Origin of the sequence: Clostridium paraputrificum, assembly GCF_900447045.1 — a bacterium.
Classification (GTDB): Bacteria; Bacillota; Clostridia; order Clostridiales; family Clostridiaceae; genus Clostridium; species Clostridium paraputrificum.
Genome location: NZ_UAWH01000018.1, coordinates 207,795 through 220,567, shown reverse-complemented (window position 1 = coordinate 220,567; position 12,773 = coordinate 207,795). Strand labels below are relative to the sequence as shown.

The window sequence follows — 12,773 nt, the reverse complement described above, 5'->3', positions numbered from 1 at the left end:
ATAAACTAATTTGCAGTCTACCATCTAATGAGTCAGCTAACTTTTCCTCAGCCGGAAAGCTAAAATTATCTCCTGAATATGCATACAAAGCATTTTCTTCATCAATAGAAATTAATTTGTATATGCCCTCATATCCCCCGCTCATAATACTTCTCCTTATTTATTTTAAAAGATTTTATATTTCATATTTTAGCATATATATACATTTATATAGATATCCATATTTATTCTCTTAGTATATATTTTTTAACATTTTATGAATCATTTCTGCGCTTTGTTTACATTATATTAACCTTTTTACCGATTTATGTTTGGTAATTTTATATCTCTCTTCCATTATTATTACATATATTTTAATATATTTATCCATAATAAAAGAGGAACTAACTATCGTTAGTCCTTTTATTTTAATCTTCAATAATGAACTTTTTGCCATACTTAATGTAATCTAATAAATCTAAATAATCCTCTTCAATAGAACCTATTACACTTCTTCTATTATCTATTTTTAATTCTTCTCTTGCAATTATTAATTCACCTTTATAATTTAGATATTCATCATTATTTATAAGAACAGTACCTCTTTTAACCACCTTGTTTCCAGTATTATCACTTGGAATAGATGTATTCTTAAACTCTACTCTTCCCATTGAATATCTTATTATTTGCTCACTACTTTCATGTCTATCATTAAGAACCTTATTAAAGAAACTTTTTTCCACTTCTGTTAATTTCTTTGATGCTTTAAACTTAAGATTAATTATATCTTTATCTAGATTTGCCAAAGCTTCTAACTCTTCATTGGTAGCAAAAGCATTTCCTATTATTACATCATCAACACCTAAGGCAAATAATTCATCTGCTTGAGCTACTATATCTTTATATCTGTGTTTTTCTAATGTTGGAAGACCATCATTAGTAGGCCAAGGTCCCATCTTGCCCCCCTTAGTTCCATTTACAAAAGCTGCAGTCTTTAATCCTAATGATTTATGTCTCTCCATACAGCTATTAAAAAACTCTAAAGAAAGACCTGTATACTCTTCAGGATAGAAATTATGGCATACAACTAGCTTCTCTTTCTTGCATCCAAAATCAACTATATTATTTGCATAGGATGTATTTAAGGAACCATTTATTTCTATATCTAAATTATACTCATTATATGTCATCATCATTTCATGAATTCCATTAAATATTCCATCTAACCTTATTCCTGTAACACCCAAGTCAAGGAAAAACTTCAAGTCAGTTGGATCTACTCCAATATTCTTAAGAACCTGAGGATTTATATCTATAAACACTCTCATTCCTAAGTTTTTAGCATAATTCATTATTTCTCTATAACACTCTATTTGTTTAAGTGCCTTTTCCTTTTCAGAATCCACCTCAAGCATTGATGTAAAAATTCTTGAATAACCTAAATCATAAGCTTTTTTTATGTAATTTATGTTATCCTCTTTTGAACTTAATAGTGGATAAATACTTATTCCTATTCCCATAATCCCCCTCCTAATACTAATATTTATGTTTACAATTACATGTTATACAAATTTTCTGTGTTTATCAATATTAATATACTTTTTCATAAAAATAAGATGCAAGATTTACTTTTGCACCTTTCTATAAATTAAACTTTTTCTTTATCGCCTTAATACTCTAGTCATTTCTTTCTTTATAATTTAACCTTCTACCAAAATATATATTACTATCTTCAATATATTCTCTCTTATATCCATATAACAATATATCTTCATATAGTTTTGTCTCAATATCATCGGTATTAAGCTTAGTTAGTATATCTCCTACCTCATTAGTATTTTCAATAGAATTTACATTTATCAATTGGTACATTGTATTTACATCTTCTACTGAAAAACTGCTAAACCCATAATATTTTAACATTTGTAAAATAAACCGAATCTGCTCATAAAATGACATACAACTAAAGTTAACTTTGCTATATTTACTATTACATGCAAACTTTATCTCATTTAAGTTTAAATTTACCCATCCCTTCACAATTACACCTCTTATCTTTTTTATAAACTAAATTTCATATATATCAGAAAACTCAATCTCAGCACTTTTAAATGATGAATCCCAATTTTTTTCTATATTATATACTATTTCTTTTGGCCCAATTCTATCTATAGGTAAGTAAAAGCCAAACTTAGACCCAACCCCTAATTTACTTTCTAATAATATTTCTCCACCATGCATTTCAACAAATGCTTTTATTAAAGAAAGTCCTATTCCACTTCCCTCTACTCTTCTTGAAAATGTATTATCTACTTGTTTAAATATTTTAAAAATTTTCTTTATATTTTTCTCTGAAATACCTATACCATCATCTTTTACATATATATATACTTTACTTTCTTCCCAATCTGTTTCTATATAAACCTCTATATTTCCATTCTCATCAGTAAACTTAATAGCATTTGAAATAAGGTTTAAAATTACTTTTTCTATTCTTTTAATATCTATAGATAAAAAAACTTCCTCTTCATCAGTATCAAATATAATTCTTCTCTTCATCCTAGCAACATAATCAACTATAGAATCAACTATGTCTTCTATAAATGAAACAATATTTATAATTTCTTTATTAAGCTTAATTTTTTTACTTTTAATATTATTTAAATCAATTAAATTATTTATAAGGCGTAATAATCTATATCCATTATTTTTAACAGTAGAAAGATATCTATATCTTTGACTATTTTTATTATCTCCTTCATATAATTCTAAGAGCTGTATCGTTGAAAGTATTATGTTAATTGGAGTTCTAAATTCATGAGAAATATTAGATATAAATTTTGATTTATAAACCTCCTCCTTCAGTTTATTTTCAATATCTTTTAGTTCCTCCTCTAATCTAAAAACAAAGCTTATCTCTCTTCCAATTATGTATATCTGATCAGTAGCTGATTCATGATAATAATACCATTCCATAACTTTTAAAAATCCATTTTTACATCTAAGCTTAAATATACCTCCATAGCATTTATGACTATGATTCATATAAATTTCATTTAAATTTATACTTCGCTCTGTTAACTCCGTAATATTATCAATTGTCATCTTAGATAGTTCTTCTTTTGACCACCCTAAAAGTTCTATTGCATTAGAACTAACTTTCTTTATATTTCCTTTTAAATCTAATATAATACATAAGTCAGTTGAAAGTTTCAAAAAAATATTTAGATCATTTTCTATTTTCACTTTTTTAGAAAACTGTTCTGCTATTACTTTTGATAACTTTATATTTTGAATTCTATAGGCAATTCTACTAGCTACACTTTTTAAATACTTTTCAGTTTTCTTTGTATAAGTTTCCATATTACAAAATAAATTTATGATTCCTAATAAATTGTTGTCTGCTAGTATAGGAATAACTAATTTGTCTGTATCCTTAAATAGCTTATCATAAATTTTATCAAGTTTATTTTTTCTGTAAAAGTCCGCTATAATTTCCCTGTATTTAGGTAGTAACAAATCTGAATTAACACTCTTTAAATAATGAATATCCTGCCTAGATAAGTTTACTTCATAATCATATAAAAATTTATCTAATACACCAACCCCCACCATCTTATTAAGTTTTGACTTATCTTTAAGTATCCATACACTAACACCAAAAACAGATTCATTATCATTAACTTCTTCTATATAACTTAATACATCATTATAGTTATTTAAGTTAATCTTCTCTCTATTTTCTGTAATAATAGCTGTAAAGTCGCCATAATCCAAATATTTCTCATCAGTAAGCTTATTACTATCTAACTGTTTTGCTATTGCAATTAATGATAAGCATTTATCATCATTATCAATTATAGGAATCTTGTGAACATGCAGCAAACACTCTTTGCCATTTATACACAGATACTCATTTATAATACTATATTTCTTATTTTTAATTACCCCTCTGTCATTTTCCATATCAATCTTATAACATCTTCTATCAAATATTTCTTTGCAATTATTTTCTAGTAAATACTCTTTTTCTAGTCCTATAACATCACAAAAACTATTATTAACATAAAGATATTTACCATTTATATTTTTAATCCATATGCACTCATCATATTTATCAATAGAACTCTTTAATAATTCCTCAATCTCTGTTGAAGTAACATAACTCTTATTAACAAAACTATTAAGCATATTATGCCTCCTAAATCAACTATATAATATATTATAACTTTAGCCTTACATTTATCAACATTTTTGTAATATTTTATATATATAATTTTAAAAATATTCATATTTCTACCTTCCTATACTTCTTAATTAATATATACGAAAGCAATAATTACACAAAAAAGGACTATGAATATTTAATTACATAGTCCTTTTTACTATTTTAAATTTTCAAGTTCTAACACCTTTTGTATACATTCATCATCCAATTAATTCTCTTTCTTTCATACTACACTGTAATTTCTTCATTAACTCTTCCTTCACAAGATCTCATAGCAATAATTGTCATTTCCATAAGCTTCTCTAAGTCCCATCCCAACATTTCAGCACCTTGTCTTATAACATCCCTTGAACAACCAGCCGCAAATTTCTTATCCTTAAATTTCTTCTTTAAGCTTGATACTTCCATATCCATAACACTCTTTGATGGCCTCATTCTTGCTGTTGCACCAATTAGCCCTGTTAATTCATCAGTTGCAAAAAGAACTTTTTCCATTTGATGCTCAGGCTTTATATCAACTGTAATTCCATAGCCATGACTACATACAGCATGTATTAACTCATCACTTCCCCCTTCATTCTTTAATAGTTCAGGGGCTTTAATACAATGTTCATCTGGATACATCTCAAAATCTATATCATGCAAAAGTCCTGCCATTGCCCAAAAGTCTTCCTCTTCCCCATATCCTAGTTCTTTTGCAAAGTATCTCATTACCCCTTCAACAGTTAATCCATGTAATATATGAAAAGGTTCCTTATTATATTTCTTTAATAAATTTAATCCTTCTTCTCTAGAAATTGTGTTCATTACTTTCCCTCCTAAAACTTTGTATATATATAATTTTAGCATTTAAATTTTATAATACAATAATTTACTATTTGTTGAATATTATCCATCATTGTATTATAATTAATCCAATTAAATTCATTTTATAAATAGGAGAAGACATATGAACAAAGAATCTAAACTTATGCTTTCAGCACTTAATTTTGAAGAAGGTCATAACCGTAGAAGCAATCACATTTTAAAAGTCTATGCTCTAGCAAAAACCATTGCAGACTGTGAAGGTCTTTCAGAAAAAGAAAAACTAGTACTACATGCCTCAGCTATATTACATGATATAGGGATAAAAATTTGCAAAGAAAAATATGGAGATGCAAGCCAAGAACTTCAAAGAAAAGAAGCTCCCCTATTAGCTCGTGAGTTCTTAAAAAATGCTGGGTATGAAGAAAAAGCAATTCATAGAATACTATATTTAATAAAAATGCATCATAGCTATGAAAAAATTGATAGAATGGATTTTCAAATTTTAGTTGAGGCTGATCTTATGATTAATGTTTTTGAAGAAGGATATTATGAGATTGGTTTGGATAGAATGAAAGAAATTATAAAAACTAGAACTGGCAAAGATTTATTACATAATTTTCTTAAAACTAAATTGATATCTTAAATATGCAGCTTGCTCTCTTTAACTAATTTATTGGTTATATTGCTTCACAAAGAAAAAACCAGCTTTCTAGGTTTTTCTTTTATGATAGATAAGGACATGCTATCTTATTCTATATATCTTTATATTTTCAAATATAATTTACCTTATTTAAATACATCTCATGTTAATGTTAATCCATTGGAAATAAGCCATTCAATAAATCTATTATCCCCCTAATCACTTATTAATTCAAGATTCACATTTTTTTACCAGGTAAATGAACATTAGGTATAGTTTTTCTTCTTTCACCTCCTATCACTGTAATATCAACAACTTCAAGATTTCTCACTTAAAAATCACTTGGTAAAATTGCTCTTATTAAGGTTATCAAAAAATATTGTTAAATAATAAAAAGAGCTTATACTAAATCACACTTTAGTATAAGCTCTTTTCCTAATTTACTTTTACATTATATATATTTAAGTTATTTACGTTACCTTCACATCCACCAAACAAAACAAGCTTTCCACCCTTAGGTATAACATTATTCCATGATTTTGGTGTTATAGTATAAGTACTTCCATTCTGTGTGAAATTAACATCTGGAAGTGAATTTATTTTTTTATCAAAATCAAAGCATAAAGTCCAATTTACTAAATCCATGTCTGTATTATTAAATATAGTAATTTGGAAGTTTGCACCTGTTCCCCAGTCAGCTGTTGTAGCATATTCAACCTTTATTCCATTTTCAACTACTGTAGGATTACAACTTACAGTTATAGTATCACTCTTAGTTGTAGCATCTTTATTAATTAAATCCACTCTATAAACATATGTGCCCTTAATCTTATTAGTAAAATTAACATTAATTACTTGTGGAAGAATTGAAACATCTCCTGTTTTTATAATTTTGTCATCTTCATACAAATTGTAGGAAATAGCATTAGACTTTTCGGGTATAGAAATAGCTAAGTTATAATTACCATCATTAGAACTTTTATCAACTGTTAATGTAGCTTTTAGTGGAACATCTATAGGTGGAACCACATTATTACTTACTTTTACTGTTATAATTTGACTTGTACTAGATGCACTTCCATTAATAAGTTCAACCTGATACATATAAGTTCCAGTTGGTTTATTTAATATTTCATGTCTTACTGTTGTTTCAGAAGTAGCAACAGAGCCATTCTTTATAACCTTACCATTTTCATATAGCTTGTACTCTTTAGCTTTAGAGTTTGATGGAATTTTAATATTTAAAGTATAATTGCCATTACTCTCCAATGATGATGAAGATATTTCAGGACTTAATGGCTTTTCATCAGAAGGTGCTGGTGGATTTATTGTAATATCAAGACTTAAAGGATTTTTTAAATATCTTTGTGCTTTTGTAATCCACCAATAATTATCTGGGGCTGGTGATCCCACTGCATCAGTACTTGCATTAACGCCAGCACCAAATAAGATTGATACAACACCAGCATCCTTTGTCTCTTCCATATGCCCTCCCCAAGTAATTTTATTTCCTTCTACCTTTATTTTTGAATCATTAGCAAGGTTTTTACTAAAATATTCTTTTCTTGCATCAGAACTAGCATTAAAAGTATCTCCAAAGAAATAAGTTGGTGCAGAGTCTTCATAGTTTCCTACAGCGTTGGTTAAATCATCAAATTTGCCTCCATTATATGGGTTAGGCTCTTCACTACTATTTAAGTGCCCTACTGGAATTTGCCATAGAATAACTGGTTTTTCTGTGACTTCATGCAAAGTTTTGGTATATAGCAAATAGTTATTCCATATATCTGCATTCCACAACCATTTTGACCCTTCAGGATTTGTTGCTGCGTTGTCTTCATATGCACCATCTAGTCCATATTTATCAATAGATATAAAGTCAGCATCATATGAAGTAATTCCAGCTGATTTATAGTAATCTGCAGTTTCTTGAGCAACTTGTTTTATAAACTGTCTACCATTATCCCAGCCAATAAACTCTGTTTTATGAAGTAGTCCTTGATTAGGTATTTCTGTACTATCATAAGACCAAATATTAAATTGCCATCCAAAATATGAATTCTTATACTCTTTTCTTACTGTATAGTTTATAGATTCTACTAATCCCTTAACTGAATTTTCAAATGTCGGATCTTTTCCTTTTTCAAGGACTCCTGAAGTGTATGCTGTATCTACTAGTGCACTTATTGTTGATGGATCTTTCTTATTCTGTTGCATCATATAACCTAAAAAGTCTGGTTCAAAAATCATCCCAACAGTCTCGTCACCTGCATACTCATTACAAATATCTAAAAAGAATTTCAAATCTTTATAATATCCTTCCATATATGCTTTGTCATTTATATGCTTTAAATCTAATTCATAGCTTTCACCACTATCTGGTATATTGTAATAAACAAAGAATGGTATCATACCAAGCTTTAAACTTTCACGAATGTAGCTTTTTACTCTATCTCCATCTTCTGTTGTCCAACTTCTCCATCCACCAAATGGTCCTCCATTAACATAAATATATCTTATGTCGCAACGTTTATTAGTATCATTATTACTTGTATCTTTCCAAAAGTTCAAATCATTATCAGTATCCTCTGATACTTGTCCAATTGATAAATAATCTGGCATACCAGGTAAAGATCCATCAGAATTCTTTACTCTAAAACCAATTTGTCTTATATCACCAGTAGATTCATCTACAATTTTAATTCCTGATCTTCCTGCTGATACTCCTTCAACTACTAAAGTATTACCATCTTTAATTGAAGCTTTTACAACAGAAGTATTACTTGAAATAACACTAAATTTTGATGAAGTATTTTTTCTGTTAGTTATCTTATAACTTTCTTTACATTGAGCAATTGTAGTTTGATATTGAATGCCTTCATTATCAACTTTATCTATAATAATCTTAGCATCCCCATCTTTTCCTACTCTTACCTCAAGTACATCACTACAAGCACTTCCATAACTATTTATAAACTCTGCATAGTAACTGTAAATACCTATATTTTGTCTACCTCTTACCTCTATAACCTTTGATTGAACTGCAGGTGTACCATCTGTTAACTCACCTTCTGAGATAACCTTATACTCTCCATTAATTCCATACCTCTCATAAAGCTTATAGCTTGTTGCATTATTCCCATAATACATGTTCATTGTAATGTTATAGTCACCATCATAATCAACTCCATACTGATCAGATGACAATGTTGGTTTTCCAGGTACTCCCGAAGCAGAAGCACTAGTTAGTTTACATGGCATTAGTGTAAATAGTATTCCTAAGAATACTACAAAGGCTGCCATCCTTTTAATTCTTTTTTTAATATGCATAGCATATTCCCCCTTTATACCTTTAGTATTTTTATTTACCAGACACTTTGGTAAATACTGTATACAATTTATATTTTAAAAACTACTCTGTTCATATTCAAGTTATTTTCAGAAAATTCACATAATGTTTTCCAAACTACTTTGTGATTTTATAAATAAGAAACTTCATTAGTAATATAATTTTGAAACTATCACAGTTTAATTCCAATTACAATTTCCTAAATATAAAACGAAAAGCCCTAGCGTAATTCTAGAGCTTCCCATATTTATATATTGATATATTTATAAAAATATATATTTACATATTTATTTGTTTATGCACTTTTCTATAAAGCTTTTTATTACCTCCTCTTGTCCCTTAGACACTTTGATACCCTTAACGCTCTTTGCTCTAGAAGCTTTACCTTTCAGCAATTCCAATTCCTGCTTTTCATCCAGTGAACCTCCAACAGAATAAACTATAACGTCCTTCCCTTCTAAAGGAGCATTATTCATATATTTTTGTAATGGCCCTGATATTGTTCCCATATATACAGCACTACCAAATACTAAAAGATCATAATCATCAACATTATAATTCAATTCTGAGGATGGATGATTTATAACTACAGTGTATCCATTTTGGTTTAACTCTTCAGCTAATGCCATAGTAATATTAGTAGCAGTATCATGCTTTGATTTTTGATATAGTACTAAAGCTTTCTTATCAGTGTTTCCATTTAACATCTTTTCATTTGGACTTAATTCTTTAGTGTTAAGATTTAAATAGCTCTTGAAAAATAACATAGCTGCAATAAACAGTACAATTAAAACACCTAAAATAATTAAAATAACTTTTCCCATTCTTTTCAATTCCCTTCTCTCCCTTATTTTTTTAATCCACCAAAAATTAATGATGTTTGAACCTTAAATAACTCTTCAGCTTCTTCCATAGTTATACCATTAGTTTTACTCATAATTAAATTGAAGCCTAAAAATGAACTCCAGATACAAATGGCTGTTTTCTTCACATCTACCTTTTTGATTTCTCTAAGCTCTATCCCCTTTTCAATATTAGCTTCTAGTAGCTGAAGAAATTGACTATTCTCTTCATTCTTATTTGTAGAATACTTATCCAAAACAATAAGATTGTATCTTTCCCTTTCATTAATGGCTAATTCCATTACGCTATGAAAAACTCTAGTAGCATTCTCTATAAATCCCCTATCTGGCTTTAGTACTGCTAAAATTCTTTTCTTCATCTCTAAGTTAGCATTTTTTTGAATCTCATCAATTATTTCTTGCTTATCCTTAAAGTGATGGTATATAACTCCTGTTGTATAATCCATCCTATCACTTATTTTTCTAACTGTTAGAGCTTCAAATCCTTCTTCTATCCCTATTTCCATAGCTGTATTTAATATCTCTTGCTTAATACGTTCACTTCTCTTACTTTGTCCTTCTCTTCCCATTCACTTTTCCTCTTCTTATATCGTAATTATTTTTAATAACATTGTTATGTTTTTATATTACCATTATCTTCCGCACACTGCAACATTCATTTTATAAAAAAGGTGTGGCGGATATTTATTTCCCTTGTTCCGTAGCAAGCTCCAAGTCACATGGAAACAAATATCCACCCCACGCGTACTAAAGTTAAGGAAATTATAAAATTACTATCCTTTATTTTATATTTTTTAATATGAAAATATAATAATACCTTTGATTTATAGCTAATTGAAATTTTATAATTTACTAGACGGTAAAAAAGAAGAAACACTAGCACAAGCAGCGTTTCTTCCACATCCTTTTTACCTTCTCTATTTTATCCTAAGTATCTAGATTACCTTTTTACCTATCTTCATTATCCAAATTAATAGTTCCGTAATTTCCTTCTTCTTTTACTTCTTCAAAATCTACATTCTTAACAACAGTACCTTTTTTTGCATCTGTTGTTTTTGTCTTAACAGAGCTTATCTTTTCACTTATTCCATCTCCAATATTCTTGCAGATTTTACTTCCTGATTCTACTGCATTATCAACCACATCTAATGAAGTATCAGCTATTTTACTTGCACCACTCTTAATATTAGCACCAAGCTTCTTTCCCATGTTTTGATATTTTTCCTTGCTCTCTGGGTTATCATCAATCTTTTCTGCTATTGCACCAACAGCATCAGCCCCAAGTTCAACCCCAACCTTAGCAGCAGTACCAACAACATTTATTGTATTCTTTACAAATTTACCTAACCCCATATTCATCACCTTTCAAAAAATGTACTTTATATTATTATATTCCAAATTACACCTTACGTTAAAGAGTAAAATGTATAAAATTCAATTAATATCTCTACTTTCATCATTTTATGTATATAAAACAAAAAATTAACTGGACATCTGTTTTGTCCAGTTAATTTTTATACTAAAGTTTTTTTACAAATTCAGATTTAAGACTCATAGCACCAAATCCATCAATCTTACAATCTATATTGTGGTCACCTTCTACTAATTTTATGTTTTTAACCTTAGTTCCCTTTTTTAAAGCAGATGATGCACCTTTTACTTTAAGGTCCTTAATTATTGTTACAGTATCTCCATCACTTAAAATGTTTCCATTAGAATCTTTAACAACTAAAACATCCTCGCTAGCTTCATTGTTTCCTTCTTTACTCCATTCATGAGCACATTCTGGACAAACAAAAAGACTTCCATCCTCATAAGTGTATTCAGAATTACATTTTGGACAATTTGGAAAATCGCTCATAATCTACATTTCTCCTTCGTATCTTATATTGAGATTTTATAATATCATAGTATTATGTTATTTACAATTCTATATGCCATTATTAATTATTTCAACAAACTTAGTTGAGGCTATAGACATAGGAACACTTTTCAAATGACAAATACCTATACTTCTTCTTGGAATATCTTCTTTCAATTTCACTTGGTATATAGTACCTTCATCTAAATATTCCTTAGTGAATTCTTTTACAACACATGCTACCCCTAAATTTATCTTTGCAAATTCTAAAAGTAAATCATATGAGCCAAGCTCAAACTCTGGAGATATTTTAACACCCTTAGATAGCAAAAACTTTTCAACATACTTTCTTGAATTAGAATTAGGCTCTAAAAATATTAAAGGATATTTACATATCTCACTAAATTCTATACTTTCTCTTGATAAATGCTTAAATTTTTCACCACATATAAAAATATCACCTACTTCAAAGCAAGAACTGGATTCAATTGAAGGATCTTCTATAGGAAGATTACATATAGCAATATCAATATCTCCTGATTTTAATAATTCACAAAGTTCTAATGTTGTACTATTGTTAATTTTAAACTTTATATTAGGATATTTATTATGAAACTTTTCTAAAAAAGGTACTAGAAAATATTTAGATATTGTATCTCCCACTCCAATCTTTAACTCTCCAATTGCAAGGTTCTGAAACTCTAATATCTTTTCTTCACCAAGTTTTATTAAATTCATTGCTGAATTAATATATTCAAATAATAAACTCCCCTCATTAGTAAGAGATACTCCCTTAGGAGTTCTATTAAACAATCTTATATCCAACTCTCTTTCAAGGGCCATTATAGCTTGGCTAACAGCTGGCTGTGTCATATACAATTCTTTAGCTGCTTTAGAAAAACTTTTACTTTTTACTACTTGGCTAAATACTTTATATAAATCTAACTTTGTAATCATATAAGCACTCCTTATACCTACTATTTAATCTATTTATTTTACTTATATCATTATATGGAGTATATTACAAGCATATGGAAATAATTATT

Annotated in this window: 11 protein-coding genes; 1 reads left to right on the top strand and 10 read right to left on the bottom strand. The window is 28.4% G+C overall.

Going from position 1 to position 12,773, the window contains the following annotated elements; all coding sequences use genetic code 11:
• Positions 1-407 precede the first annotated feature (407 nt).
• The 4 genes from DR024_RS16850 to DR024_RS16835 form a co-directional block, all read right to left on the bottom strand.
• Complete coding sequence (locus tag DR024_RS16850) at positions 408-1,499, bottom strand: DUF871 domain-containing protein (RefSeq protein WP_111919365.1); 1,092 nt, start codon at positions 1,497-1,499, stop codon at positions 408-410.
• Positions 1,500-1,656: 157 nt separating this feature from the next.
• A complete protein-coding gene (locus tag DR024_RS16845; protein WP_027097771.1) occupies positions 1,657-2,019 on the bottom strand; it encodes a hypothetical protein in 363 nt (120 codons plus the stop codon).
• Positions 2,020-2,046: 27 nt separating this feature from the next.
• Entirely contained in the window at positions 2,047-4,170 is a 2,124-nt protein-coding gene (locus tag DR024_RS16840; RefSeq protein ID WP_051195917.1) for an ATP-binding protein, read from the bottom strand.
• Positions 4,171-4,435: 265 nt separating this feature from the next.
• The gene (locus tag DR024_RS16835; RefSeq protein WP_055183835.1) at positions 4,436-5,014 is read right to left on the bottom strand and encodes an HD domain-containing protein; all 579 of its coding nucleotides are present in this window, start codon (positions 5,012-5,014) and stop codon (positions 4,436-4,438) included.
• Between the two features lie 142 nt (positions 5,015-5,156).
• On the opposite strand from DR024_RS16835, the gene DR024_RS16830 reads away from it, so the two are divergent.
• A complete protein-coding gene (locus tag DR024_RS16830) occupies positions 5,157-5,657 on the top strand; it encodes an HD domain-containing protein (RefSeq protein ID WP_055183836.1) in 501 nt (166 codons plus the stop codon).
• A gap of 432 nt (positions 5,658-6,089) precedes the next feature.
• On the opposite strand, the gene DR024_RS16825 is transcribed toward DR024_RS16830, so the two are convergent.
• The 6 genes from DR024_RS16825 to DR024_RS16800 all read right to left on the bottom strand — a co-directional run bounded on the left by DR024_RS16825 (position 6,090) and on the right by DR024_RS16800 (position 12,684).
• The gene (locus tag DR024_RS16825; RefSeq protein ID WP_055253923.1) at positions 6,090-8,984 is read right to left on the bottom strand and encodes a cellulose binding domain-containing protein; all 2,895 of its coding nucleotides are present in this window, start codon (positions 8,982-8,984) and stop codon (positions 6,090-6,092) included.
• Between the two features lie 306 nt (positions 8,985-9,290).
• Positions 9,291-9,827 carry a flavodoxin family protein gene (locus DR024_RS16820; protein WP_147589347.1) on the bottom strand — a complete coding sequence of 179 codons (537 nt, stop codon included), beginning with the start codon at positions 9,825-9,827 and terminating at the stop codon, positions 9,291-9,293.
• Between the two features lie 23 nt (positions 9,828-9,850).
• The gene (locus DR024_RS16815; protein ID WP_027097767.1) at positions 9,851-10,435 is read right to left on the bottom strand and encodes a TetR/AcrR family transcriptional regulator; all 585 of its coding nucleotides are present in this window, start codon (positions 10,433-10,435) and stop codon (positions 9,851-9,853) included.
• 379 nt (positions 10,436-10,814) lie between these two features.
• A complete protein-coding gene (locus tag DR024_RS16810) occupies positions 10,815-11,219 on the bottom strand; it encodes a hypothetical protein (RefSeq protein WP_055183839.1) in 405 nt (134 codons plus the stop codon).
• Positions 11,220-11,385: 166 nt separating this feature from the next.
• Complete coding sequence (locus DR024_RS16805; protein ID WP_027097765.1) at positions 11,386-11,727, bottom strand: zinc ribbon domain-containing protein YjdM; 342 nt, start codon at positions 11,725-11,727, stop codon at positions 11,386-11,388.
• A gap of 69 nt (positions 11,728-11,796) precedes the next feature.
• A complete protein-coding gene (locus DR024_RS16800; protein ID WP_055183840.1) occupies positions 11,797-12,684 on the bottom strand; it encodes a LysR family transcriptional regulator in 888 nt (295 codons plus the stop codon).
• Between the last annotated feature and the right edge of the window lie 89 nt (positions 12,685-12,773).